The organism is Rhizobium redzepovicii (genome assembly GCF_019793435.1).
GTDB lineage: Bacteria > Pseudomonadota > Alphaproteobacteria > Rhizobiales > Rhizobiaceae > Rhizobium > Rhizobium redzepovicii.
Genome location: NZ_JAILYH010000009.1, coordinates 59,854 through 84,661, shown reverse-complemented (window position 1 = coordinate 84,661; position 24,808 = coordinate 59,854). Strand labels below are relative to the sequence as shown.

Sequence of the window (24,808 nt, the reverse complement as noted above, 5' to 3'; positions counted from 1 at the left end):
GGACCGGGGCGTAGTCATGATAGGCGCGGCCCACCCCGCGGCTCGCCTGAATGTAGCTGCGATCGAAGCAGATTATTGCGTATCGAAAGGCGGCTTTGGCAGATGGTAGTAGGTGCCCCGCTCGCTGGCGGTGGCTGAACGACGGCGAGGATGGCTATGTCGGCCTCTATGATGCTTGTTGATTTGATCGGCTCGCCGCACTCACTCACCCGGCTTGCCGACGTGCAGCGAATGTTGCTCGCGATCCGCCCGGTGGCGCCCACATGCCAGCATAAGATGCGGCAGGCGACAAAGGGAAAACGATAAGATACTGCTCAGGGCGCAGCCTTCAGACGATTAGCCAACCCGCACTCCTTCACACTTCCACTCAGGAGAATAAGGGAAGTGTCATGCAGACAAGCCAGATCGACTTTGCCGCGTTCGGCAGCGAACACCTGGGTGCCGCCCTCACGCTGTCGCGGCAGGCGGGCTGGCCCCATCGGCCTGAAGACTGGGAAATGGCGCGTGCCTTGAGCGAGGGTGTCGTCGCCATCGAGGGCGACCGGGTGGTGGGCACCGTGCTCGTCACCCCCTACAAGCAAGACTGCGCCACGATCAACATGGTCATCGTCGATCAAGCCATGCGCGGCCGCGGCCTTGGCCGCAAGCTAATGCATGCCGCAATGGAGCTTGCCGGCGATCGCCCGCTCCGGCTTGTAGCGACCGCCGATGGCCTTCCACTCTACGAGAAGCTCGGCTTCCGCCAGACCGGCCGCATTCTGCAGCATCAAGGCATCGCAGCAGAACGCGCCGCGCCGACGGCAACGTCAGCCGCCGCGATGACCGATTTCTCGGCAATCACCGAACTCGATCGACAGGCCTTCGGCGCCGATCGCGCCGATCTGATCGCATATCTCGCCAAGGTCGGTGAACTCGCCGTGGTACGCCGCCGCAATGGACGCGTCAGCGGTTTTGCGGTCCTTCGCAGCTTCGGCCGGGGCGAGGTCATCGGCCCCGTCATTGCGGGCAACGTGGATGACGCCAAGGCGCTCGTCACGCATTTCATCGCACGGCGCCCCGGCGGGTTCCTCAGGGTCGATACCACGACTGCCGCCGGCCTGTCCGGCTGGCTGGCCGAACAAGGCTTCGCCCATGTCGGCGGCGGCATCGCCATGATGAAGCCATCGATCCCAGCCGTCGATTCCGTCGCCACCATCTTCGCCCTCGCCAACCAGGCACTCGGCTGATCCGGAGAGCATTATGTACAGCAATTCCCTTGTCGAACTCGACCGCGCCCATCTCGTCCACCCCGTCGCCTCCTACCGCAACCATGAAAAGCTCGGTGTGCGTGTGCTCGCTTCGGCAAAAGGGGCGACGGTGACCGATGCTTCGGGCAAGCAGTTGGTCGACGGCTTTGCCGGCCTGTGGTGCGTCAATGCCGGTTACGGTCATGAATCGATCGTCGAGGCGGCGGCGCGGCAGATGCGCGAACTGCCCTATGCCACCACTTATTTCGGTCTCGGTTCGGAACCGGCGATCCGGCTTGCCGCGGCATTGGCCGAACGGGCGCCGGGCGATCTCAATCATGTTTACTTTACCTTGGGCGGATCCGATGCCGTCGACAGCACGATCCGGTTCATCCGCTATTACTGGATCGCCCGCGGCCAGCCGCAACGCGACCAGTTCATCTCCATCGAGCAAGGCTATCACGGTTCATCGACTGTCGGGGCAGGACTGACGGCGCTTCCTCTGTTCCACGCCGGCTTCGGCATTCCCTTCGACTGGCAGCATAAAATCCCCTCGCACTACGCCTACCGCAACCCGGTAGGTGAGGATTCGCAGGCGATCATCAACGCCTCGCTCGCGGCACTGCGCCGCAAGGTTGAAGAGGTCGGCCCCGAACGCGTCGCCGCGTTTTATGCCGAACCCATTCAGGGGTCGGGCGGTGTACTGGTGCCGCCGAAGGGCTGGATGAAGGCGATGCGGGCGCTCTGCGGCGAACTCGGAATCCTCTTTGTCGCCGACGAAGTCATCACCGCTTTCGGCCGCACCGGCCCGCTCTTTGCATGCGAGGACGACGGGATCGTTCCTGATTTCATCACCACCGCAAAGGGTCTGACCTCGGGCTATGTGCCGATGGGCGCGGTTTTCATGGCCGATCATGTCTACCAGGCCATCGCGGATGGCGCCGGAGGCGCAGCCGTCGGTCACGGTTATACCTATTCGGCCCATCCCGTCAGCGCAGCCGTCGGTCTCGAAGTGCTGAACCTTTACGAAACCGGCCTCCTGGAGAACGGCCGGAAAGCCGGTGCACGGCTGATGCAAGGGCTTGAAAGCCTCAAGGACCATCCGCTTGTCGGCGACGTGCGCGGCCGTGGCATGCTGGCCGCCATCGAACTGGTGGTCGACAAGGAAAAAAAGACGCCGTTGCCGTCGACCGCCGATCCGGCGCGCCGGGTCTTCGACCGCGCCTGGGAAAACGGCCTGGTCATCCGTGCCTTCGCCAACGGCGTGCTGGGTTATGCGCCGCCGCTCTGCTGCACCGACGCCGATATCGACGCCATCATCGAGCGCACGCACAAAACGCTTGATGACACCCTGACCGACCCCGATATCCGCGCGACCCTGAAGGGCTGACCGCGGCCCGCTGCGGTTTCATAGCAATGCTATAACAAGGGCGATGCCACGCGCATTCCCACCTTGTTGCCGCCGCGGCCGGGCCGACGATCGAACTAAAGCGGAAACAGGCTCGTCAACGGCATGTGCGATTTGACGATGGGCGATTTCAGGACGACGAAGCTGAAATACTTGTCGATGCCGATCTCCATATCGGAGAGTCGCTCCATGATCGTCTGGTATTCGCCGATCCCGGCCGTCACGAATTTCAAGAGATAGTCATAGCCGCCGGAGACCAGATGGCATTCGATCACCTGGTCGATCTTCTCGACCGTTGTCAAAAACCGGGCGAAATCGATCTGCCGGTGGTTTTTCAGGGTGATCTCCGTGAACACCGTCAGCGTCTGGCCGAGTTTGGCGACGTTGATCTGCGCGGAATAACCCTCGATATAACCTTCAGACTGCAGCTTCTTCACCCGCATCAGGCAGGGGCTCGGCGACAGGTTGACGAGCTCGGCGAGCTCGACATTGGTGACGCGGCCATTCTTCTGCAACTCATGCAGAATTTTTATATCGATCCGGTCGAGTTTCATCGCTTCACTCCGCCTGTCGAACCTGCCAGCGCCGCAGCATATTATGCCGCTACTCTGCCAACACTACCACATCGAAAGCGCGAGTCGATCGCGTTTCTTGGGCTCCTGGCGGGACGAATAGTATACGTCCTGGCCTGCGACAGCATTTTATGCTGTCCGCCGGCGAGGCGATGGTGCGTGACTTCACGCAGCCCTGTTCTAAACATTGGAGGAATGGATCGCGTCGCAAACCGCATCGGTAACCTCTTTGGTCGTGGCAGTACCGCCGACGTCGGGGGTGAGGATACCCGCGCCTGTCACCGCTTCGAAGGCGCGCATGAGACGGGCCGAAGCCTCCTGCTCGCCGAGATGGTCGAGCATCTGCGCGGCGGTCCAGATGGTTGCGATGGGGTTGGCGATGCCCTTGCCGGCAATGTCGAAGGCCGAACCATGGATCGGTTCGAACATCGAGGGAAACCGGCGCTGCGGGTCGATATTCGCGGTGGGCGCGACTCCGATGCTGCCGGCGAGCGCGCCGGCAAGGTCGGAGAGGATGTCGGCATGCAGGTTGGTCGCGACGATCGTGTCGAGGCTCTGCGGTTTCAGCGTCATCCGCACCGTCATGGCGTCGACCAGCATCTTGTCACAGGTGACATCAGGGAATTCTGCGGCCACCTCGGCGGCGATCTCGTCCCACATGACCATGCCGTGCCGTTGGGCATTCGATTTCGTCACGACCGTCAGCAATTTGCGCGGCCGCGCCTGCGCCAGCTTAAAGGCGTAACGCATGATGCGGGTGACGCCGACGCGGGTGAAGATGGCAACCTCTGTTCCGACTTCCTCTGGCATGCCGCGATGGGCGCGGCCGCCATGGCCGGAATATTCTCCTTCGGAATTCTCGCGGACGATCACCCAATCGAGATCGCCGACGCCGCAGTTGCACAGCGGAGGAGTAATGCCCGGAAGGATCTTGGTCGGCCGCACATTGGCATATTGATCAAAGCCCTGGCAGATCGGCAGTCTGAGCCCCCAGAGGGTGATATGATCGGGAACATCCGGCGCGCCGACGGCGCCGAAATAGATCGCGTCGAATTTCTTCAGCCGTTCAAGCCCGTCGGAAGGCATCATTACGCCATGTCTTTTGTAGTAGTCGGAGCCCCAGTCGAAGTGTTCGATGGCAAATCTCACATCGCCGAGACGTTTTTCCAGACTTGCGAGCACCGTTCGCCCGGCGGCAATGACTTCGGGCCCGATCCCGTCCGCAGGAATAGCGGCGATAGAATATTCACGCATTGATTTGCTCCGGCAACCTCTTCCGCGCCAGTCCACCCGATGCGGCCTACGCGTTCTACCTTAAGCCTAGTGCCGAGCTCTCGGTTTACTCAACGATGAAAGAATTATATAAATTATGGATATAATAGGAGGCTGCCTGTGGAGCTGGAGCAGTTGAGGTGCTTCGTTGCCGTTGCCGAGGAGCTTCATTTTGGAAGGGCGGCGCAAAGGATCGGGTTGCTTCCGGGATCGCTCGGGCGCCATGTGCGCCTGCTGGAAGAGTCGGTCGGAAGTCAGTTGCTGAGCCGCACGACCCGGAGCGTCTCGTTGACCGAGGATGGAGTAGCGCTGCTGGAAGAGGTCAGGCCGCTTCTCGCCCGGCTCGATGAACTCGGTCAAAAATTTCGTGCCAGGCATCACCGGCGCAGCCGCATCCTTCGGATCGGCGCGATCGATAGCGCCGCCGCCGGCCTCCTTCCGACACTGATCCACGACTTTCGAGCCATCGCCCCCGATGTCAAAATCCAGCTGATGGAGGGCAAATCCATTCGGCTCGTGCCCAAACTGCTGGCCGGCGGGTTGGATCTGGCTTTTATCAGGCCGCGTCCGGGAATGAGCCGTCATCTTGCGGTCGAGGATCTGTTTTCCGAGACGACCGTCGTCGCAGTCCCGGCCTCTCATGAACTCGCTGACCATAAGAACGTCTCCGTCCTCGATCTGGCGAATGCGCCGCTGATCGTACCGGACAGGCGATCCCGGCCCCACAGCTACGATTTGACGATGAACCTGTTTGCCGCAGCCGGCCTGCACCCTGATATCGCCCAGGTCGCCGATGAAAAGCAAACCATCGTCAGCATGGTCGCCGCCGGCCTCGGCCTCGCCATCGTCCCGCGGTGGACATCCTCTCTCGCCTCTGCCGGCGTTCGCTTTCTGCCGGTGCAGGAGGGAGCAGGGCAGACGACGCCGAAACTGCCGCTAGCTGTCGCCTGGATGAAAGCAGTCCGTGATCCCGAACGAGACGCGCTGCTTGATCTCCTGAGGCGGAATCTCGAAATATATTCGGCAGCGGCCTGAGACGCCGGCTCTCGATCGCCCCGGCTTGAATGCCGCTGAAGGCGCTCGGAGGTCTTGCGTCCCGCATTGCAGCGAAAGGCGGTATCAGGGACAAACTGTGTCAAAGATGCCGAAGAAAGCATGCTCCGATTTCAAATGAGCGGGATTCGTTAGTTCCATAATTCAGCTTATGCAAGATTTACAATTTATAATTGAATATATCAGATTTCCCTCCTGACGGACTGCCGATTTATCGTTATAATTTTGATTTAATATCCCAATTTCCAGGATCGTCAGAATCCGGATCGGGCTTCGCCTCAGATATGCAGGGCGCTTCCCAACGCTTTCAGCGCCGCCTCCATGACCGCTTCGCTGCGGGTCGGATGCGCGTGGATCGTGCCGGCGATGTCTTCCAGGCGCGCGCCCATCTCGATCGCCAGCGCAAAAGCCGCCGAGAGCTCGGAGACGCCTGCCCCCACCGCCTGGATGCCGAGAACGAGGTTCGTGTCGGCGCGGGCGACGACGCGCACGAAGCCCTCTTCCGATACCATGGTCATCGCCCGGCCGTTGGCGCTGAACGGAAACTGGCCGGTGCGGATTTCATAGCCTTGCGCTTGCGCTTCGGCCGGCGAGAGACCGGCGCTGACGATCTCGGGATCGGTAAAGCAGATGGCGGGGATGCAGCGCTTGTCCCAGGCGCGCTTCTTGCCGGCGATGATCTCCGCCACCATCTCGCCTTGCGCCATGGCCCGGTGGGCCAGCATCGGTTCGCCGGTCACGTCGCCGATCGCATAGATGCCGCGCATCGAGGTGCGGCAGCGATCATCGATCCTGAGATAGGGACCGGCGCGATCGAGATCGAGCTCCTCGAGACCGGATCCCGCCGTCCGCGGGCGGCGACCGACGGTCACGAGAATGCGGTCGGCCGACAGGCTTTCTCGCCGGCCATCGGAGGTTTCGACAAGCAACGCCTCACCGTTGTCAGCAAGGCCCATCGCCTTCGCGCCTGTCAGCACCCGGATGTCGCTTTCGGTAAGCTTGCGCATGACAGGCCGCACGAGTTCGGCATCGTAGAGCGGCAGCACCTGCGGCGTCGCCTCGACGACCGTCACTTCCGATCTCATCTTGGCGAAGGCCATTCCGAGCTCCAGGCCGATATAACCGCCGCCGACCACGACCAGCTTTTTCGGCAGCTCCGTTAGCGACAGCGCCTCCGTCGAGGAAATGACGCGGCCGCCGAATGGCAGGTTGGAAAGCTCCACCGGGTCGGAGCCGGTGGCGATCACCACGGTCTCGGCGCGGATGATCTGCTGGCCAGTTTCCGTCTCGACCTCCACCGTCTTGCCGTCACGGAAGTGGGCCCGGCCGTGAACGATCTTGACCCGCGCCTTCTGCAAGAGGCCCGAAACCCCGTTCGTCAGCCGGCCGACAATGCCGTCCTTCCAAGCGACCGTCCTGCCAAGATCGATCGAGGCGCCTTCGACACGGATGCCCATCGGGTTCTTGCCGGCAAGCATCCTTTGCGTGGCGGCGAATTCCTCGGCGGCATGGATCAGCGCCTTGGAGGGAATGCAGCCGACCGTCAGGCAGGTGCCTCCCGGCTTTCCGGCTTCGACGATCACCGTATCGACACCGAGCTGCCCGGCGCGGATGGCGCAGACATAACCGCCCGGGCCGGCGCCGATAACGAGGAGCTTGCAGACAATCTCTTTCATGGATCAGCCTTCGATGAAAATGAGCGCCGGGGTTTCGAGAAGCGTACGGACGCGCTGCACGAAGGTCGCCGCATCCCAGCCGTCGATAATGCGATGGTCGAAGCTCGAGGAGAGGTTCATCATCTTGCGCGGCACGAATTGCGTTCCGTCCCAGACCGGACGCGTGGCGATCTTGTTGACGCCGATGATCGCCACTTCGGGATGATTGATAACAGGCGTCGAGACGATGCCGCCGAGAGCGCCCAGAGAGCTGATGGTGATGGTCGAGCCGGAAAGTTCGTCGCGCGTCGCGGTCCCCGTCCGCGCCGCCTCCGCCAGCCGGTTCATTTCGGCGGCGCAATCCCAGATGCTGCGCGCTTCTGCGTGCCGCACCACCGGCACGGTCAGACCCGCGGGCGTCTGGGTGGCGATGCCGATATGCACGGCGCCATGGCGCGTGATGATGCCGGCATCGTCGTCGAAGGTGGCGTTGACCTCGGGCTGCTCGGAAATCGCCTTGACCAGCGCCCGCATCAGGAAGGGCAGGACCGTCAATTTCGGGTGCGCTTCGCGGTGCTCGCTGTTCATGGTGGCGCGCAATTCTTCGAGCGCGGTCATGTCGACTTCCTCCACATAGGTGATGTGGGGAATGCGCGAGGTGGACAGCACCATCTTCTCGGCGATGCGGCGGCGCAGGCCGGTCAGCTTGATCTCCTCGGTCGCCGTCTTTCTGGCGAGACCATTCTTTACCGTTGCGGGCGCTGCTCCCTGAGACAGAAACTGCTCGACATCCTCGCGCAGGATGCGACCGGCAGGCCCCGTGCCCTGCACTTGCCGGAGATCGACCCCGCCTTCCCTGGCGAGGAGCCGGACGGAGGGCGCGGCAAGCGGCTTTTCAACCGGTGCAGCCGCAGGGGCAGGCGCCGCAGGGGCAGGCTTCGCAATCTCGACTTTCGTCGTTTCTGCAAAACGCGCCTGCGAGATTTGCACGGGCTGAGCCTCGTCGGCCTCGCCGGCTGTCTCGATCCGCACCAGCGGCGCCTTGACCGCGATACGGTCTCCGATCTCACCAGCGAGCCAGATGACGGTGCCGCTGACGGGTGAGGGAATTTCGACTGTGGCCTTGTCGGTCATGACGGCGGCGATCACCATGTCTTCGCGGACCGGATCTCCTGCCTTCACGTGCCACTCTACAAGTTCGGCCTCGGCGACCCCTTCCCCGACATCCGGCATCTTGATGATGAATTCGCCCATGGCTCAGGCCTCCATGACTTCGGCAAGCGCCCGCCCAACCCGGCCGGGACCGGGGAAATAATCCCACTCCTGCGCATGCGGATAGGGCGTGTCCCAGCCGGCGACGCGCACAACAGGCGCTTCGAGATGATAGAAGCAATGCTCCTGCACCAGCGCCACGACTTCGGCGCCGAAGCCCGACGTCAGGGTCGCCTCATGCACGACGACGCAGCGCCCGGTCTTGGTGACCGATTTGACGATCGTATCGAGATCGAGCGGCAGCAGGCTTCTAAGATCGATCACCTCGGCGTCGATGCCGGCATCTTCGGCGGCGGCAAGTGCCACATGCACCATCGTGCCGTAGGCGACTACAGTCACCGCCGATCCCACGCGCCGTACTTCGGCTTTGCCGATCGGGATGGTGTAATGGCCGTCGGGCACCTCTCCGAGGTCGTGTTTCGACCAGGGCGTCACCGGCCGCTCGTGATGACCGTCGAAAGGGCCGTTATAAAGCCGCTTCGGCTCCAGGAACATAACCGGATCGGGATCCTCAATCGCGGCGATCAGCAGGCCTTTGGCGTCATAGGGGTTCGACGGCACGATCACTTTCAGCCCGCAGACATGGGTGAAGAGCGCTTCCGGACTCTGGCTGTGCGTCTGGCCGCCGAAGATGCCACCGCCTGTCGGCATACGCACGACGATCGGGCAGGTGAAATCGCCGTTGGAGCGGTAGCGGATGCGCGCGGCTTCCTGCGTCAGCTGGTCATAGGCGGGATACATGTAATCGGCGAACTGGATTTCGACACAGGGCTTCAGCCCATAGGCCGCCATGCCGATCGCCGTGCCGACGATGCCGGATTCGCTGATCGGCGTGTCGAAGCAGCGCGTCCGGCCGTATTTTGCCTGCAGGCCCTGCGTGGAACGGAAAACGCCGCCGAAATAGCCGACATCCTCGCCGAAAACCACGACATTGTCGTCCTTGGCCATCGAGACGTCCATGGCGCTGCGCACCGCCTCGATCATCGTCATCCTGGTCATGTCAGTACCCCGCCTTCTGCCGCTGACGGCGGATATGCGGCGGCATCTCGGCATAGACGCCCTCGAAAATATCGCGCACCGAAGGCCTGCCGCCGGCATGCAGCGTACCATGAGCCTCCGCTTGGCGCTGCGCCTCGATCACCTCGTCCATAATTTCGGCTTCTGCCTGCACATGCCGCTCTTCCGACCATGCGCCCTTGACGATCAGATGTTTCTTCAGTCGCAGCACCGGATCGCCGAGCGGCCAGGCCTCCGATTCCGTCTTCGGCCGATAGGCGCTCGGATCGTCGGAGGTCGAATGCGCGCCGACACGGTAGGTCACATATTCGATCAGCGTCGGGCCGAGATTGCGCCGCGCGCGATCCGCCGCCCAGCGGGCGACGGCATGGACGGCGAGATAGTCGTTTCCGTCGACACGCAGCGCCGGAATGCCGAAGCCAAGGCCGCGGGCAGCGAATGTGCCGGAGCCGCCGCGGGCGATGCCCTGGAAGGTGGAGATCGCCCATTGATTGTTGACGATGTTGAGGATGACGGGCGCCTTGTAGGTCGAGGCGAAGACGAGCGCCGAGTGGAAATCCGATTCCGCCGTCGATCCGTCACCGATCCAGGCGGCGGCAATGCGGCTGTCGTTCTTGATCGCCGAGGCCATCGCCCAGCCGACAGCCTGGACATATTGGGTGGCGAGATTGCCCGAGATGGTGAAGAAGCCATGCTCCTTGGAAGAATACATGATCGGCAGCTGCCGGCCGCGCAGCGGGTCACTCTCGTTCGAGTAGATCTGGTTCATCATCTCGACCATCGGATAATCATCGGCGATCAGCAGACCTGCCTGGCGATAGGTCGGGAAGTTCATATCTCCCTTGTTGAGCGCTTTGCGGAAGGCACAGCTGACGGCCTCTTCACCGAGATGCTGCATATAGAAAGATGTCTTGCCCTGGCGCTGCGCCATCAGCATGCGGGCGTCGAAGGCGCGCAGCTTCATCATGTTGCGTAGCCCGGTCAGCAATTCCTCGTCGGAGAGCGACCCCGCCCAGGGACCGACCGCCTCGCCGTCGCGGTTCAGCACGCGGATGATCGAATAGGCGAGGTCGCGGATTTCCTCCGAGGCGACATCCACCTCCGGCCGCGGCACGGAGCCGGCCTTGGCGATCTTGACGTTGGAAAAATCGGGCTGGCCGCCCGGACGGACGGCGGGTTCGGGGACGTGCAGGCTCAAACGACCGGAATCCACCATGCTTTTTCTTTCCTCCCTTTGCCGGCCACGCCCCTCTCCCGGGGGGCAAGGCCGGTATGGTTCTTATAGATTGCGGGCGATTACCATGCGCTGCACGTCGCTCGTTCCCTCATAGATCTGGCAGATGCGCACATCACGGTAGATGCGCTCGACCGGATAATCGGCCATGTAGCCGTAGCCTCCATGGATCTGGATTGCGTCGGAGCAGACGCGCTCGGCCATCTCCGAGGCAAAGAGTTTCGCCATCGAGGCTTCCGACAGGCAGGGCATTTCGGCCTCCCTCAACGCGGCCGCGTGAAAGACCAGCTGGCGCGCCGCCTCGATGCGGACCGCCATATCGGCAAGGCGGAAGGCGACGGCCTGGTGCTCGAAAATCGGCTTGCCGAAGGCCGTGCGTTCCCTAGCGTAATCGCGCGCCGCCTCGAAGGCCGCCCGCGCCATGCCGACCGCCTGCGCTGCAATGCCGATCCGCCCGCCCTCGAGATTGGCGAGCGCGATGCGATAGCCCTCGCCTTCCGCCCCGAGCCTCAATTCTGCAGGAATGCGCATGGCGTTGAAGGCGATCTGACAGGTATCGGTGGAATGTAGACCGAGCTTTTCCTCGACGCGGATCACCTCGTAGCCCGGCGTCTCCGTCGGCACGACGAAGGCGGTGATGCCCTTCTTGCCGGCATCGGGATCGGTGACGGCAAAGACGATGATGACATTGCCGTTTTTTCCCGAGGTAATGAACTGCTTGGCACCGTCGAGCACATAATGATCGCCGTCACGCCGCGCCTGGGTCTTCAGGTTGGAGGCGTCGGAACCGGCCTGCGGCTCGGTCAGCGCAAAACCGCCGATCCATTCGCCGCTTGCCAGTTTCGGCAGGAAGCGCTGCCGCTGCTCCTCGGTGCCGAATTTCAGGATCGGCACGCAGCCGACGGAGCTGTGCACGCTCATGATCGTCGAACAAGGTCCATCGCCGGCGGCAATCTCCTCGAGTGCCGCGGCATAGGCAACGACGCCCGTATCCGAGCCGCCATAGGCCTCCGGCACCAGCATGCCGAGCAGGCCGAGTTCGCCCATCTCCTTCAGTTCCTCGCGCGGGAACAGATGCTCCCGGTCGCGTTTAGCGGCTCCCGGCGCCAGCCGGTCGCGGGCAAAATCACGGGCGAGATCTGTGATCTGCTGTTGGAGGTTGGAAAGGATCATCTGCTCGCCCCCGCTAGTGCCGCTCGATGGCGACAGCCGTCGCCTCGCCGCCGCCGATGCAGAGCGCGGCCATGCCGCGCTTTAGTCCGTATCGCTGCAGCGCCGAAAGCAGTGTCACCAAAATCCGAGCCCCCGATGCGCCGATCGGATGGCCGAGCGCGCAGGCGCCGCCATGCACGTTGACCTTTTCATGCGGCAGGTCGAGATCGCGCATCGCCGCCATGGCGACGACGGCGAAAGCCTCGTTGATTTCGAAGAGATCGACGTCGGAAAGCGCCAGGCCGGTCCGGTCGGAGAGCTTCTGCAGCGCGCCGATCGGCGCGGTGGCGAAAAGATTGGGTGCCTGCGAATGCGTGGCGTGGCCGAGGATCGTGGCGAGCGGCGTCAGGCCGCGCCGCGCCGCCTCGGAGCGGCGCATCAGTACCAGGGCTGCCGCGCCATCGGAGATCGAGCTGGAATTCGCCGCGGTCACCGTGCCGCCGTCGCGGAAAGCCGGTTTCAGCGACGGGATCTTGTCGAGCCTGGCCTTTCCCGGCTGTTCGTCGCGGTTCGCCACCTGCTCTGATTTGCCCGATTTCACCGTGACCGGCACGATCTCGCTTTCGAAACATCCGTCCGCGATCGCCTTCTGCGCCCGCGTCAGAGAGGCGATGGCGTAGCTGTCCTGCGCCTCGCGCGTGAACTGATAGGCCTCGGCGCAATCCTCCGCGAAGCTGCCCATCAAGCGCCCCTTGTCATAAGCATCCTCCAGCCCGTCGAGGAACATGTGATCCACGACACGCCCATGGCCGAGCCTGTAGCCGCCACGGGCCTTGTCAAGAAGATAGGGCGCATTCGTCATGCTTTCCATGCCGCCTGCAATCGCCGCTGAGGCGCTGCCGGCGGCAATCAGGTCATGCGCCATCATCACCGCCTTCATGCCTGAGCCGCACATCTTGTTGACGGTGCTCGCCGCAGTCGCGAAGGGCAGACCGGCATGGATCGCCGCCTGGCGCGCCGGCGCCTGCCCCTGCCCCGCCGGCAGCACGCAGCCGAAGACGACCTCCTCGATCCCCTCGGCCCCGACGCGGCTGCGCTCAATTGCTGCGCGGATCGCCGTCGCTCCGAGCTCCGGCGCTGTCGCCTCTTTCAGCTCTCCCTGAAAGCTGCCGATCGGGGTGCGCGCTGCACCGATGATGACGATGGGATCCTGCAAAACCATCTTTCCTCCTTGGGGCGAAGCGTTCACCGCGCGCCCATCCGCAATGCGCCATCGAGGCGGATGACCTCGCCGTTCAGCATGTTGTTTTCCAAGATATGGCGTACCAGCCCGGCAAATTCCGCCGGCCGACCGAGCCGCGGTGGAAAGGGCACGCTCTTACCGAGCGCCGCCTGAACCTCGGCCGGCATATCAGCCATCATCGGCGTCTCGAAAATGCCGGGTGCGATCGACACCACGCGAATGCCGTGACGAGCAAGCTCGCGGGCGATCGGCAAGGTCATGGCCGCCACCCCGCCCTTGGAGGCGGCGTAAGCTGCCTGGCCGATCTGGCCGTCGAAGGCGGCAACCGAGGCCGTATTGACGATGACGCCACGTTCGCCTTCCGCATCCGGCTCGGTAGTCTGGATCGCCGCCGCTGCCAGCCGGATCATGTTGAATGTGCCAATGAGATTGATGCTCACCGTGCGGGCAAAACTCTCCAGCCGGTGCGGCCCGTCGCGGCCGATCACCTTTTCGGCCGGAGCGACGCCTGCGCAATTCACCAATCCGCGCAAGCCGCCGAAGGCTTCGACGGCAGCGGCAACCGCCGCCGCCCCTTCCTCGCCATCGGTCACGTCGGCCCTGACGAAACGGGCATCGCTTCCACATTCCCGGACGATTTCCTGTCCGGCTTCCGAGTTGAGATCGGCGATCGTCACCCGCCCGCCCGCCTCCACAAGCATGCGCACTGTTGCCGCGCCGAGGCCGGAGCCGCCGCCGGTCACGATGAAACTTGCACCTCGGATCAGCATGGACCTGTTCCTCCTGCCGGCCACGCCTCCTCCAGGCTCAGCCGAATGTCAGGATTCTATTCCGTCGACCTATTGCAAGCGATGACAGAACTGCTCCATTATTTCGGACAGTTTTGCCATAGAGGGCGCGATGGCCGAAATCGAGCGACGCATGATTGCACCAGCCTTTGTCGAGGAGGCCCTCGACAGCCTGCGGCGGCTGGATAAGCCGACAGAGCCTATTCTTGCGCGTGTGGGACTGCCGCCGCTGGTCGATCAACCGGTGTCGGCCGAAACATATGGCGCGCTCTGGCTGGCGATCGCCGCCGAGCTCGACGACGAATTCTTCGGCATGGGTGGCCGACCGATGCGCGGCGGCAGCTTCACGCTGCTCTGCCACTCTGTGCTGCATGCGCCGACGCTGGGTCACGCGCTGCGCCGGGCGCTGCGCTTCCTCGATGTCGTGCTCGACGATCCCAGGGGACGGCTCGTCATCCGCGACGGTCTGGCCGAGGTCGAGCTCACGGATGCCGGCGGCCCGCGTTCAGCCTTCGCCTATCGCACCTATTGGATCATCCTGCACGGCATCACCTGCTGGCTGGTCGGCCGGCGCATTCCGATCCGGCTCGTCGATTTCCGCTGCGCGGAGCCCAAACAAGGCGCCGACTATCGGCTCTTCTTCGGCGCGCCAGTGCGTTTCTCGCAAACCATCAGCCGGCTCGGCTTCGACAGCGCCTTGCTCGACCTGCCGGTGGCGCGCAGCGAACAGGCGCTCAAACAGTTCCTGCGCGGCGCGCCCGCCAATATTCTGGTGCGCTATCGCTATGATGCCGGTATCGCCGCCGCCGTCCGCCGCCGCCTGAATCTGGCCACGCCGGCTGCCTGGTCGCGCTTTACCGAGCTTGCCGCCGATATGCGAATGCCGCCCTCCACGCTACGCCACCGTCTGCACGACGAGGGACAAAGCTATGCCGCCATCAAGGACGACATCCGCCGGGATCTCGCCGTCGAACTGCTGCTGAACACTTCGATGTCCATCGGTGAGATTGCCGTGCAGCTCGGCTATTCCGAGCCGAGCGCCTTCTTCCGAGCCTTTCGGAAATGGATGGGCAAGAGCCCCGAGGTCTTTCGCCGGGAGGAAGCTCTCTCGCAATTGGATGAGCCATTGCAATCAAGGACACTTTGAACCTTCCGCAACCCGCGCTACATATTTCAGCGGGAGGAGTGCCATGTTTGATTTTTCGCTCGGCGACACCGCGGACGCGATCCGTGAAACGACGGCGCGGTTTGCGGCCGATCATATTGCTCCGCTGGCTGCGGAGATCGACGAAAGCAACACGTTTCCGCGCCAGCTTTGGCCTGAGATGGGCGCGCTCGGCCTGCATGGAATCACCGTCGAAGAGGAATTCGGCGGCGCCGGTCTTGGTTATCTCGATCATGTCGTCGCCATGGAAGAGATTTCCCGCGCCTCGGCCTCGGTGGGCTTGAGTTACGGCGCCCATTCCAATCTCTGCGTCAACCAGATCCGCCGCTGGGCCTCGCCGGAACAGAAACACCGCCATCTGCCGAAGCTGATCTCGGGCGAACATGTCGGCTCGCTCGCGATGTCGGAGGCTGGCGCCGGTTCCGATGTCGTCTCGATGCGCCTACGGGCCGAGAAAAAGGGCGACCGCTATATCCTGAACGGCACCAAGTTCTGGATCACCAATGCGCCGCATGCCGACGTGCTCGTCGTGTATGCCAAGACCGATCCGGCGGCTGGTCCGAAAGGCATTTCCGCCCTCATTATCGAAAAAGGCCTGCCTGGTTTCAGCGTCTCGAAAAAACTTTCCAAGCTCGGCATGCGCGGCAGCGACACGGCCGAACTGGTGTTCCAGGATTGCGAGGTGCCGGCCGAGGCGCTGATGGGCCGGGAGGGAGAAGGCGTGAAGATCCTGATGTCCGGCCTCGACTACGAGCGCGCCGTGCTTGCCGGCGGTCCACTCGGCATCATGCAGGCCTGCCTCGATGTCGTGCTGCCCTATGTGCGCGATCGCAAGCAGTTCGGCAAACCGATCGGCGATTTCCAGCTGATGCAGGCCAAGATCGCCGACATGTATGTCGCGCTGAATTCGGCCCGCGCCTATGTCTATTCCGTCGCCCGGGCCTGCGACGCCGGCCGGGCGACACGCACCGACGCCGCCGCCGCGATCCTCTTTGCCAGCGAGAATGCGGTGAAGGTTTCGCTGGAGGCGATCCAGGCGCTCGGCGGCGCCGGTTATACCAGGGAATGGCCGGTCGAACGCTTCCTGCGCGATGCCAAGCTCTACGATATCGGCGCCGGCACCAACGAGATCCGCCGCTACCTGATCGGCCGGGAGCTCATTGCGTCATGACGGTGATTTCGACTGCGATCGATCCCGACAGCGACAGCTTCAAGGCCAATGCCGTCAAGAACAGAACCCTGATCGACGAGCTCCACGCCCGTTCGGCGAAAGCGCGTGAGGGCGGATCGCAATCGGCACGCGAGCGCCACACAAGCAAGGGCAAACTCCTGCCGCGCGACCGCATCCAGCTGCTCATCGATGCCGGCAGCCCCTTCCTGGAGATCGGCACGCTGGCTGCCAACGGCATGTATGGCGACGAGGCGCCGGGCGCCGGCATCATATCAGGCATCGGCCGCGTTTCGGGCCGTGAGGTGATGATCGTCGCCAATGACGCGACCGTGAAGGGCGGCGCCTATTACCCCCTGACGGTGAAGAAACATCTGCGGGCGCAGGAGATCGCCATGCAGAACCGGCTGCCCTGCCTCTATCTGGTCGATAGCGGCGGCGCCAATCTTCCGCATCAGGCGGAGGTCTTTCCTGACCGCGACCATTTCGGCGCGATCTTCTACAACCAGGCCCAGATGTCGGCCGAAGGCATTCCGCAGATCGCCTGCGTCATGGGAAGCTGCACCGCCGGCGGCGCTTATGTGCCCGCCATGTCCGACGAAACGGTCATCGTGCGCAATCAGGGCACGATCTTCCTGGCCGGCCCGCCGTTGGTGAAGGCCGCGACCGGCGAGATCATCTCGGCCGAAGAGCTTGGCGGCGCCGAAACCCATGGTCGCCGCTCCGGCGTCGTCGATCATGTCGCAGAGAATGACGAACATGCACTGCTGCTCGTTCGCGATATCGCGGCCAGCCTCAACATCGTCAAATCCGTCGATATCGACGTCACGCCGCCGCGCCCGCCGAAACTCGATCCCGAAGATCTCATCGGCCTCATTCCGGATGATGTGCGCTCGCCCTATGACGTGCGCGAGGTGATCGGCCGGATCGTCGACGGCTCGGAACTGCATGAGTTCAAGCCGCTCTACGGCACCACGCTCGTCTGCGGCTTCGCCCGCATCTGGGGCATGCCGGTCGCCGTCATCGCCAATAACGGCGTGCTGTTTTCCGAAAGCGCGCTGAAGGGCGCCCACTTCATCGAGCTCGCCTGCCAGCGCCGCGTGCCGCTGCTCTTTCTGCAGAACATCTCCGGCTTCATGGTCGGCGGCCGCTATGAGGCCGGCGGCATCGCCAAGGATGGGGCGAAGCTGGTGACGGCCGTTGCGACCGCCACCGTGCCGAAAGTCACCGTCATCATCGGCGGCAGCTTCGGGGCCGGCAATTACGGCATGTGCGGCCGCGCCTATCGCCCGCGTTTCCTCTTTACCTGGCCGAACAGCCGCATCAGCGTCATGGGCGGCGAACAGGCGGCCTCGGTGCTCGCCACCATCCGCCGCGACGCGATGGAGGCGCGCGGTGAGGATTGGTCGGCCGCCGAGGAGGAGGCCTTCAAGGCACCGATCCGCGCCGGCTACGAGGCGGAGGGCAATCCCTATTTTGCCACGGCCCGTCTCTGGGACGACGGCATCATCGACCCGCGCCAGACGCGCGATGTGCTGGGTCTCGCCTTTTCGGCCTGCCTGAATGCGCCGATCCCGAAAGGGCCGCGCTTCGGCCTGTTCAGGATGTGAGGCGCGGTATGATGGAAAGTCTCCTCATTGCCAACCGGGGCGAGATCGCCCGCCGCATAATCCGCACGGCAAAGATGCTCGGCATCCGCACCATCGCCGTCTATTCCGAGGCCGATGCCGGCCTGCCCTTTGTCAGGGAAGCGGACGAGGCGATCGCCATCGGCCCGCCGCCGGCCCGAGAGAGTTATCTCTCACAGGAGCGCATCCTGGAAGCCGCCCGAAAGTCAGGTGCTGCCGCCATCCATCCCGGTTACGGGTTCCTGTCGGAAAATGCCGAATTCGCCGAAGCGGTTGAAGAGGCCGGCATGATCTGGGTCGGCGCGCCGCCGGCCGCCATCCGCGCCATGGGACTGAAGGACGCCGCCAAGCAATTGATGCAGGCGGCGGGCGTGCCCGTCACCCCCGGCTACCTCGGCTCGGACCAGAGCGAAGCAAGGCTCGCGGCCGAAGCCGATATCATCGGCTACCCCGTGCTGATCAAGGCCGTCGCCGGCGGCGGCGGCAAGGGCATGCGTCGCATCGACCGGCCGCAGGATTTCGCCGAAGGTCTCGCCTCCTGCGGGCGTGAAGCGGCTTCCGCCTTCGGCGACGACCGCGTTCTGATCGAGCGCTATATCGCCAATCCGCGCCATATCGAGGTGCAGGTATTCGCCGACAAGCTTGGAAATTGTGTCCACCTCTTCGAACGCGATTGCTCGCTGCAGCGCCGTCACCAGAAAGTCATCGAAGAGGCCCCTGCCCCCGGCCTCGATGCCGCCACCCGGGCGGCGATCTGCGAGGCGGCGGTAAAGGCCGCAAGAGCGGTCAACTATGTCGGCGCCGGCACGATCGAATTCATCGCCGATGCCTCCTCTGGCCTCGATCCCGACCGTATCTGGTTCATGGAGATGAACACGCGCCTGCAGGTGGAACATCCGGTCACCGAGGCAATCACGGGCGAAGATCTGGTCCTCTGGCAGCTGACGGTCGCAAGCGGCGAGCCGCTGCCGAAAAGCCAGGAAGAGATCACAATGAAGGGCTGGGCCTTCGAAGCCCGGCTCTATGCCGAAAACCCCGCCGCTGGATATCTGCCCTCGATCGGCCGGCTCGACCATCTCAAACTGCCGATGACGACCCGCGTCGACAGCGGCGTCGTTGAGGGCGATGAGATCACCGCCTTTTACGATCCGATGATCGCCAAGATCATCGCGCATGGGCCGAACCGTGAGGCCGCCCTTTCGAAGCTCGCCGCCGCCTGTGCCGGCATCGAGGTCTGGCCGGTCAGATCCAATGCCGGCCTCATCGCCCGCATCGCCAATGATCCGGATTTTCGCGCCGCGCGGATCGATACCGGCTTCCTCGACCGCCACGGCGAAAACCTCGTCGCCAGCGAGCCCGATGAAACCGTCATCGACAAAGCGGCCACGGCACTTTCGAAGGACATGGATGGCGACCCCTGGTCCACGCTGACCGGCTTCCGCATCGCCGGGCCAAACGACGGCCGCGTGCGCGTGCGCATTGACGGTCATCTCCATTGGGGCCGTGCCCGCGCCGACCTCGAGGCGAATGCTGTCGAGATGAACGAGGCGACGGTGCTTTTCGATGCGGGCAATGCCTGGTCGATCGGCCTGCCCCATGCGGGGGAGGTCGAGGCAAATCACGGCGTGGGCGACGGCGCCATTCTTTCACCCATGCCGGGCCTTGTCATTTCGGTGGATATCGCCGAAGGCGATCCGGTCGCCAAGGGGGACCGTCTGTTGACGGTCGAAGCGATGAAGATGGAGCATACGCTGCGGGCGCCCTTCGACGGCATCGTCGGCAAACTGCAGGTTTCCCCCGGCGCCAGGGTCTCGGAAAACCAGCTGGTCGTCACCGTCATGAAGGGAGAGGAGTGATGGCCGGCCGCTATTTCGACGAATGGGCAATCGGCGACCGCATCGCCCACGACATCCGCCGCACGGTCACCGAGACCGACAACCTGCTGTTTACGACGCTCTCCCACAATCCGCAGCCGCTGCATCTCGATGCCGAATATGCGGCCGGCACCGAATTCGGCCGGATCGTCGTCAACGGCACCTTCACCTTTGCGCTCACCGTCGGCCTTTCGGTCGGCGACTCCACGCTCGGCACGCTCGTCGCCAATCTCGGCTACGACAAGGTGACGATGCCGAAACCGGTCTTCATCGGCGATACGTTGCGGGTGGAAACCGAGGTGACGGAGCTGCGCCGCTCCAACTCCCGCTCCGACGCCGGCATCGTGACCTTCCGGCACATCACCCTCAACCAGCGCGATGAGATCGTCTGTCAGTGCCTGCGCACGGCGATGCTGAAGGTGAAGCCGTCATGAGGCTGCGCTCGCTGCTCTTCGTGCCCGGCGACCGGCCGGAACGCTTCGAAAAAGCCCTCGCCTCGGGCGCCGATGCCGTCATTCTCGATCTGGAGGATTCGGTTTCGCTTGCGAATAAGCCGAGGGCACGCGAGAGCGTGCACGAATTCGCCCTGCACCATTCCGGCGAAACCGCTCTCCTGATCCGCATCAATCCCCTCGCCTCGCCTGAATTCGAAGACGACCTTGCCGCCCTGACCGGCCTCCAACCTTTCGCTCTCATGCTGCCGAAGGCCGAGGGGGCCGCTTCCGTGCTGAAGCTCGCAAACTCCCTCGCATCGGCTATTCCCATCCTGCCGATCGCGACGGAAACGCCGTCCGCCATCTTCGAGATCGGCAGCTATCGGGAGGTTTCGGCCAGCCTCTGCGGGCTGACCTGGGGGGCCGAGGATCTGCCGGCCGCCATGGGGGCTACGACCGCGCGGAGGACCGACGGCCGTTATACGCCGCCTTACGAGCTTGCCCGCTCGCTCATGCTATTTGCAGCGCAAGCCGCCGCCGTTCCGGCGATCGAAACCGTCTATCCCGATTTCCGCGATCACAACGGTCTGAGGGCCTATGCCGGCCGCGGCCGGCGCGACGGTTTTTCCGGCATGATGGCCATCCATCCGAGCCAGATCGAGACGATCAACCACGCCTTCACGCCGGATGCGTCCGAAATCGCCTGGGCAGAGAAAGTTGCGGCCGCCTTTGCCGCCAGGCCCGACGCCGGCGTCATCCAGCTTGACGGGCGCATGCTTGACCTGCCGCATCTCAAGCTCGCGCTCCGCCTTTTGAAGAGCGCCGGACAATAGCCTCTGCCGATCAGCCCGACTTTGCGGCTGGTTTGGTGGCGACCTGCTGCGGCTCCAGGTAACCGGCGCCGATAGCGACGTAGAGGTCGACGTAGTCCTTGGCGACCTGCTGCACGGTGCCGGCAAGGCTTGCCTCGGCATCGGAGACCGAACGCTGCGCCTCCAGGATATCGAGTAGCGACGAGGCGCCGTCCTTGTAGCTCGTGGTCGAAAGCGCCAGCGATTCCTGCGCCGTCTGCACCTGCCGGCGCAGCGGCTCCAACGTCTGCGTGTCGCGGCGAACGGCCGACAGAGCGTTTTCGACCTCCTCGACGCCGTTCAGCACTGCCGCCTTCCAGGCGAGATACTGGGTCTTCGCGTCGGATTTTTCGATATCGACATTGGCGCGCAGCGTGCCGCCGTCGAAGATCGGTAGGTTAAGCGAGGGTCCGAAGGACCAGCTGGTCAGACTTGCGCCTTTGGCGCCCGATGATTTGACCCAACTCGGGGAGATCGAGCCGGAGAGCGAGATCGACGGGTAGAGCTGGGCTTCGGCTGCACCGATATCGGCAACGGCGGCCGCCAGTTCGCGTTCGGCCTTGCGAATGTCGGGACGGTTGCGGATCAGATCGGCCGGAATGCCAGCGCGAAGATCGCCGCGGAACACCGGCTGGCCCGCACTCTTCTGCAGCTCTCCCATCAGCGCGGATGCCGGCATTCCAATGAGGGTGGCTATGTGATGGGCCGATTCCGTGAAGCTCTTTTCCAGGCCGGGAATGTCGGATTTTGTCGACTGTACCAGGCCCTCCGCCTGCACGACGTCGAGGCGGGAGGCGGCACCGGCTTTCAACTGCAGCTGCGTCAGTTCGTAAGTCTGCTGGCGGGATTTCAAACTCGCTTTTGAAAGCGCAATGCGCTCCTGGTAGTAGCGGGCGTCGATATAGCTCTCGACGAGGTCTTTCAGAAAAGTGAGCTTGGCGTTATCTGCGGTCGCATAGGCGGCCCCCAACGAGGCAATTGCGCTCTCCCTGGAGCGACGATATTGGCCGAAGAAATCGAGCAGCCAGGAGAGGCTGGCCTCGCCACCCGTCGTGTTCGTGGTGCCGACGGTCGTGCGCAGCCGGCCCTTCTCGCCGGATAATGTGTGCGAAGCGTCGACAGTCAGGCTCGGCAAGCCGCCGGCGCCGGCAACGGTGACATTGGCCGAAGCCGAGTTGATGCTTTCGAGCGCCTGCAGCACGTCGAGGTTCTCGCTGAGGCCGTGCGCCACCAGACCGTCGAGCCGCTTGTCGCGATAGGCCGTCCACCACTCGGCCGTCACGACATTGCCGTTGCTCTTGTTGCCCCCTTCTTCGAATTTGACCGGAAGCGGCATTTGCGGAGGAACATGATCCGGGCCGCTGACGCAGCCGGTCAGCAGAAACGTCAGTGCGGATGCGGCGCAGCGGAGGGATGATAGTCTTGTGCGAAGCGACGTACTCACGGGCGAGCCTTCTGAACCGGGATCGTGGGTTCAGGCTTAGCGAGACCAGCGTTAATGGCGGTTAAGAAACTGTAAAGTTAGGTAAAATCGGGCACCGCCCGTCGAGCGGTCTAAATCAGCTTTCATCGCCGGCCACACCATAGGGCATCGGCCGCCTCGGAAGCTCCAGCATGATCGCCAGGCCGCCGGCCTCCGGCAGCGAGGCATGCACGCGCCCGCCGTGACGTTCGATCGCCTGCCGGGTGATGGCAAGTCCCAGGCCGTATCCGCCTCTCGGCACGGCGTCCTTGCCGCGGGAAAACGGCTGGAAGATGCGTTCGAGCTCGTCCCGGCCGACACCTGGCCCCTGATCCCCAACGCGGATCGTAAGGCGGTCGGCCCCTACCTCGCAGGATACTGATATGCGCGAATGCTCGGCCGTATATTTGACGGCGTTGCGGACGACGTTTTCGAGCGCCCTGTAGATCAGTTCGCCTTCGACCTCGGCCCGGAAGACGCCGTCGACACTCGTCGTGATCGTCACCTCGCGGGCCTGGGCCTCGAATGCCGCGTCGCCGAGGATTTCATTCAGCAGCTCGATGACGTCGAGGGTCTGCGTCTTCAGCGGCCGACCGGAACCCGCCGTCAGCCTGGCAAGGGTCAGAACCTCGCCGACCAGCGTATCGAGCCGTTCGACTTCCCGGTCCATACGGTCGAGCATGGCGCCGAGTTTGGCCGGGCTTTGCCTGAGAACGCCGACGGCCGCCTGCAGGCGGGACAAAGGCGAACGCAGTTCGTGGGAGACGTCGTGGAACAGCCTCTGCTGCGCATCCTGCAATTCCTGAAGCCGGGCGGCGCTCGCATCAAAATCATAGGCGAGTGCCGTCACCTCATCCTTTCGGCCAGCCATCTTGTCGCCGATGCGAAAATCGAAGCGGCCATGGGCAAGCGCGCTCAGACCGTCGCGCAGATGCACGACGGGGCGAATGAGATATCGCGCCAATGCGCCGGCCGCGATCGTGCTGGCGATCAGTATGGTGAACCACGGCATGAACGGACCAAGATTGTCGAAGATGGAACTGGCTGGAGCCGACACGGAAAGCCGATAGCACACGCCATCCTTCAGCACGGATCGGGTGGTCACCGTGTTCTTCCCGGCGCAGGCATCGGCTTGCGCAGGTTTCGCAAGGCTGAGGCCCAGTGGCTGAGTCTTCTCGCTTGTGCTGACAAAACGGGCCGCGGCGTCTTCGCCGTCCTCAACCAGAATATTTGCCGTCAGGTTCAGCACGAGCGCCCGCCGCTCCTGTTCCAGCTCACCTGCGAAGGGAACCGCCTGAAGCAGTTTGACGATAAGGATGATGACAGCGAGGCTTGCGGCCAGCGTCAGCCAGATGATCCTGAAGAATTTCCAGAAAAGCCGGGGCATGGTCAGTCCACGAGAAGTTGATAGCCCTGACCGCGGACGGACTGGATCCAGGATTGTCCGTCTTCCCTCAGGCCGAGCTTCTGGCGAACGCTGCTGATATGGACGTCGATACGGCGGTCGAACGGCGTGAGCGGCTTGCCGAAGGCCCGCTTTGAAATATCCTGCTTCGACACCAGCTGACCGGCGCTGCGGGCGAGGACTTCGAGCAGGCTGAATTCGGTGCCGGTCAGCTCCAAAGTCTCGCCGCGCCATTCAGCACTTCTGCTGCCGGAGTGAATCACCAGCTGCCCCGCCCTGATCGTGTCGGTCGATGCGCCGGCTGCCGGCTGCCCCGCGCGGCGCAGGATGGCGCGCAGCCTCGCCGCCAATTCACCCGGCGAGCATGGCTTCGGCACATAATCGTCGGCACCGAGATTGAGGCCCGATATCCTATCAACGTCGTCGCCTCTTGCGGTCAGCATCAGTACGGGAATCTGGCTCAGTTTCCGGATTCTCTGCAAAACTTCGATCCCGTTCATCCGAGGCATCATGATGTCGAGCACGATGATATCGACGGTATTGCCGGCGGCAGCGGCAATGGCGGCGCGACCGTCGGTATCCGTTGCGACGTCATACCCTTCTTCGATCAGATATTCCTGCAGAAGCGTCGTCAGCTCGGCATCGTCGTCGATGAGGAGAACCTTGTTCATTCACTTCGTCCGTCATTAGAACAGGATGATTTTAGGCCCGGTCGGCCTAAAATCTGAATCCTGTTCTCCATTAAAGAGTTAGAGCATGATGTCTTGAGAAAACCGCTCACACTTTTCGGCATCATGCTCGAATCCCGGCAGCCATACAGCACATGCACAGTCGCGCGGCCAAGTTTTACCCAACTTAACACTAACTTGACCGCACTTAACGTTCGGTCCGTTACTTAACCTGCCATGACATCGACGCGAGCCGGGATC

Annotated in this window: 21 protein-coding genes; 9 read left to right on the top strand and 12 right to left on the bottom strand. The window is 63.3% G+C overall.

The window, feature by feature from the left end:
• The first annotated feature begins 389 nt into the window (after positions 1 to 389).
• Positions 390 to 1,226 carry a GNAT family N-acetyltransferase gene (locus K6N12_RS15895; protein WP_183855884.1) on the top strand — a complete coding sequence of 279 codons (837 nt, stop codon included), beginning with the start codon at positions 390 to 392 and terminating at the stop codon, positions 1,224 to 1,226.
• A 13-nt stretch (positions 1,227 to 1,239) separates the two neighbouring features.
• On the top strand, positions 1,240 to 2,616 hold the full coding sequence (locus K6N12_RS15890) for an aspartate aminotransferase family protein (protein ID WP_097626256.1): 1,377 nt from the start codon (positions 1,240 to 1,242) through the stop codon (positions 2,614 to 2,616).
• Between the two features lie 95 nt (positions 2,617 to 2,711).
• Here K6N12_RS15890 and K6N12_RS15885 read toward each other — a convergent pair whose 3' ends face one another.
• Entirely contained in the window at positions 2,712 to 3,188 is a 477-nt protein-coding gene (locus K6N12_RS15885) for an Lrp/AsnC family transcriptional regulator (RefSeq protein ID WP_003577877.1), read from the bottom strand.
• 198 nt (positions 3,189 to 3,386) lie between these two features.
• Positions 3,387 to 4,460, bottom strand: a complete 1,074-nt coding sequence (locus K6N12_RS15880) for a tartrate dehydrogenase (protein WP_097626257.1) — start codon at positions 4,458 to 4,460, stop codon at positions 3,387 to 3,389.
• A 138-nt stretch (positions 4,461 to 4,598) separates the two neighbouring features.
• On the opposite strand from K6N12_RS15880, the gene K6N12_RS15875 reads away from it, so the two are divergent.
• On the top strand, positions 4,599 to 5,513 hold the full coding sequence (locus tag K6N12_RS15875) for a LysR family transcriptional regulator (protein ID WP_097626258.1): 915 nt from the start codon (positions 4,599 to 4,601) through the stop codon (positions 5,511 to 5,513).
• A 296-nt stretch (positions 5,514 to 5,809) separates the two neighbouring features.
• Here K6N12_RS15875 and lpdA read toward each other — a convergent pair whose 3' ends face one another.
• The 7 genes from lpdA to K6N12_RS15840 all read right to left on the bottom strand — a co-directional run bounded on the left by lpdA (position 5,810) and on the right by K6N12_RS15840 (position 13,874).
• Positions 5,810 to 7,207: a dihydrolipoyl dehydrogenase gene (gene lpdA, locus K6N12_RS15870; protein WP_222148870.1), complete on the bottom strand. Its 1,398-nt coding sequence runs from the start codon at positions 7,205 to 7,207 to the stop codon at positions 5,810 to 5,812.
• A 3-nt stretch (positions 7,208 to 7,210) separates the two neighbouring features.
• Positions 7,211 to 8,440 (bottom strand): dihydrolipoamide acetyltransferase family protein, encoded by a 1,230-nt coding sequence (locus K6N12_RS15865; RefSeq protein ID WP_222148869.1) that lies wholly within the window; start codon positions 8,438 to 8,440, stop codon positions 7,211 to 7,213.
• 3 nt (positions 8,441 to 8,443) lie between these two features.
• Positions 8,444 to 9,457 carry an alpha-ketoacid dehydrogenase subunit beta gene (locus K6N12_RS15860; RefSeq protein ID WP_183780219.1) on the bottom strand — a complete coding sequence of 338 codons (1,014 nt, stop codon included), beginning with the start codon at positions 9,455 to 9,457 and terminating at the stop codon, positions 8,444 to 8,446.
• 1 nt (position 9,458) lies between these two features.
• Positions 9,459 to 10,691: a 3-methyl-2-oxobutanoate dehydrogenase (2-methylpropanoyl-transferring) subunit alpha gene (locus K6N12_RS15855; protein ID WP_222148868.1), complete on the bottom strand. Its 1,233-nt coding sequence runs from the start codon at positions 10,689 to 10,691 to the stop codon at positions 9,459 to 9,461.
• 63 nt (positions 10,692 to 10,754) lie between these two features.
• Positions 10,755 to 11,882, bottom strand: a complete 1,128-nt coding sequence (locus K6N12_RS15850) for an acyl-CoA dehydrogenase family protein (RefSeq protein WP_222148867.1) — start codon at positions 11,880 to 11,882, stop codon at positions 10,755 to 10,757.
• Positions 11,883 to 11,895: 13 nt separating this feature from the next.
• Positions 11,896 to 13,083, bottom strand: coding sequence for an acetyl-CoA C-acyltransferase (locus tag K6N12_RS15845; protein WP_222148866.1), 1,188 nt, complete (start codon positions 13,081 to 13,083; stop codon positions 11,896 to 11,898).
• Positions 13,084 to 13,106: 23 nt separating this feature from the next.
• Positions 13,107 to 13,874 carry a 3-hydroxyacyl-CoA dehydrogenase gene (locus K6N12_RS15840; RefSeq protein ID WP_222148865.1) on the bottom strand — a complete coding sequence of 256 codons (768 nt, stop codon included), beginning with the start codon at positions 13,872 to 13,874 and terminating at the stop codon, positions 13,107 to 13,109.
• A 130-nt stretch (positions 13,875 to 14,004) separates the two neighbouring features.
• Between K6N12_RS15840 and K6N12_RS15835 the strand changes: the two genes are divergently transcribed.
• The 6 genes from K6N12_RS15835 to K6N12_RS15810 are packed head-to-tail and all read left to right on the top strand — an operon-like array spanning position 14,005 to position 20,994.
• Positions 14,005 to 15,039: an AraC family transcriptional regulator gene (locus K6N12_RS15835; RefSeq protein WP_131703820.1), complete on the top strand. Its 1,035-nt coding sequence runs from the start codon at positions 14,005 to 14,007 to the stop codon at positions 15,037 to 15,039.
• Between the two features lie 43 nt (positions 15,040 to 15,082).
• Positions 15,083 to 16,228 carry an isovaleryl-CoA dehydrogenase gene (locus K6N12_RS15830; RefSeq protein WP_222134925.1) on the top strand — a complete coding sequence of 382 codons (1,146 nt, stop codon included), beginning with the start codon at positions 15,083 to 15,085 and terminating at the stop codon, positions 16,226 to 16,228.
• The gene (locus K6N12_RS15825) at positions 16,225 to 17,835 is read left to right on the top strand and encodes a carboxyl transferase domain-containing protein (protein ID WP_222148864.1); all 1,611 of its coding nucleotides are present in this window, start codon (positions 16,225 to 16,227) and stop codon (positions 17,833 to 17,835) included. Before K6N12_RS15830 ends, K6N12_RS15825 begins: the two co-directional genes overlap by 4 nt.
• An 8-nt stretch (positions 17,836 to 17,843) precedes the next feature.
• Positions 17,844 to 19,709 carry an ATP-binding protein gene (locus K6N12_RS15820; RefSeq protein WP_222148863.1) on the top strand — a complete coding sequence of 622 codons (1,866 nt, stop codon included), beginning with the start codon at positions 17,844 to 17,846 and terminating at the stop codon, positions 19,707 to 19,709.
• Complete coding sequence (locus K6N12_RS15815) at positions 19,709 to 20,161, top strand: MaoC family dehydratase (protein ID WP_183780233.1); 453 nt, start codon at positions 19,709 to 19,711, stop codon at positions 20,159 to 20,161. The genes K6N12_RS15820 and K6N12_RS15815 overlap by 1 nt, the downstream gene beginning before the upstream one ends.
• Positions 20,158 to 20,994, top strand: a complete 837-nt coding sequence (locus tag K6N12_RS15810; protein WP_183780235.1) for an HpcH/HpaI aldolase/citrate lyase family protein — start codon at positions 20,158 to 20,160, stop codon at positions 20,992 to 20,994. The genes K6N12_RS15815 and K6N12_RS15810 overlap by 4 nt, the downstream gene beginning before the upstream one ends.
• A 10-nt stretch (positions 20,995 to 21,004) precedes the next feature.
• Here the strand turns inward: K6N12_RS15810 and K6N12_RS15805 are convergent, their stop codons facing one another.
• The 3 genes from K6N12_RS15805 to K6N12_RS15795 all read right to left on the bottom strand — a co-directional run bounded on the left by K6N12_RS15805 (position 21,005) and on the right by K6N12_RS15795 (position 24,550).
• Positions 21,005 to 22,456, bottom strand: coding sequence for an efflux transporter outer membrane subunit (locus K6N12_RS15805; RefSeq protein WP_222148862.1), 1,452 nt, complete (start codon positions 22,454 to 22,456; stop codon positions 21,005 to 21,007).
• A 115-nt stretch (positions 22,457 to 22,571) separates the two neighbouring features.
• Positions 22,572 to 23,861, bottom strand: a complete 1,290-nt coding sequence (locus tag K6N12_RS15800) for a HAMP domain-containing sensor histidine kinase (RefSeq protein WP_222134921.1) — start codon at positions 23,859 to 23,861, stop codon at positions 22,572 to 22,574.
• A 2-nt stretch (positions 23,862 to 23,863) separates the two neighbouring features.
• The gene (locus tag K6N12_RS15795; RefSeq protein WP_222134920.1) at positions 23,864 to 24,550 is read right to left on the bottom strand and encodes a response regulator; all 687 of its coding nucleotides are present in this window, start codon (positions 24,548 to 24,550) and stop codon (positions 23,864 to 23,866) included.
• Positions 24,551 to 24,808: the final 258 nt, after the last annotated feature.

Coding starts and splice junctions, on each gene's coding strand:
- K6N12_RS15895 (WP_183855884.1), top strand. CDS start 390: ATGCAGACAAGCCAGATCGACTTTGCCGCGTTCGGCAGCGAACACCTG.
- K6N12_RS15890 (WP_097626256.1), top strand. CDS start 1,240: ATGTACAGCAATTCCCTTGTCGAACTCGACCGCGCCCATCTCGTCCAC.
- K6N12_RS15885 (WP_003577877.1), bottom strand. CDS start 3,188: ATGAAACTCGACCGGATCGATATAAAAATTCTGCATGAGTTGCAGAAG.
- K6N12_RS15880 (WP_097626257.1), bottom strand. CDS start 4,460: ATGCGTGAATATTCTATCGCCGCTATTCCTGCGGACGGGATCGGGCCC.
- lpdA (WP_222148870.1), bottom strand. CDS start 7,207: ATGAAAGAGATTGTCTGCAAGCTCCTCGTTATCGGCGCCGGCCCGGGC.
- K6N12_RS15865 (WP_222148869.1), bottom strand. CDS start 8,440: ATGGGCGAATTCATCATCAAGATGCCGGATGTCGGGGAAGGGGTCGCC.
- K6N12_RS15860 (WP_183780219.1), bottom strand. CDS start 9,457: ATGACCAGGATGACGATGATCGAGGCGGTGCGCAGCGCCATGGACGTC.
- K6N12_RS15855 (WP_222148868.1), bottom strand. CDS start 10,691: ATGGTGGATTCCGGTCGTTTGAGCCTGCACGTCCCCGAACCCGCCGTC.
- K6N12_RS15850 (WP_222148867.1), bottom strand. CDS start 11,882: ATGATCCTTTCCAACCTCCAACAGCAGATCACAGATCTCGCCCGTGAT.
- K6N12_RS15845 (WP_222148866.1), bottom strand. CDS start 13,083: ATGGTTTTGCAGGATCCCATCGTCATCATCGGTGCAGCGCGCACCCCG.
- K6N12_RS15840 (WP_222148865.1), bottom strand. CDS start 13,874: ATGCTGATCCGAGGTGCAAGTTTCATCGTGACCGGCGGCGGCTCCGGC.
- K6N12_RS15835 (WP_131703820.1), top strand. CDS start 14,005: ATGGCCGAAATCGAGCGACGCATGATTGCACCAGCCTTTGTCGAGGAG.
- K6N12_RS15830 (WP_222134925.1), top strand. CDS start 15,083: ATGTTTGATTTTTCGCTCGGCGACACCGCGGACGCGATCCGTGAAACG.
- K6N12_RS15825 (WP_222148864.1), top strand. CDS start 16,225: ATGACGGTGATTTCGACTGCGATCGATCCCGACAGCGACAGCTTCAAG.
- K6N12_RS15820 (WP_222148863.1), top strand. CDS start 17,844: ATGATGGAAAGTCTCCTCATTGCCAACCGGGGCGAGATCGCCCGCCGC.
- K6N12_RS15815 (WP_183780233.1), top strand. CDS start 19,709: ATGGCCGGCCGCTATTTCGACGAATGGGCAATCGGCGACCGCATCGCC.
- K6N12_RS15810 (WP_183780235.1), top strand. CDS start 20,158: ATGAGGCTGCGCTCGCTGCTCTTCGTGCCCGGCGACCGGCCGGAACGC.
- K6N12_RS15800 (WP_222134921.1), bottom strand. CDS start 23,861: ATGCCCCGGCTTTTCTGGAAATTCTTCAGGATCATCTGGCTGACGCTG.
- K6N12_RS15795 (WP_222134920.1), bottom strand. CDS start 24,550: ATGAACAAGGTTCTCCTCATCGACGACGATGCCGAGCTGACGACGCTT.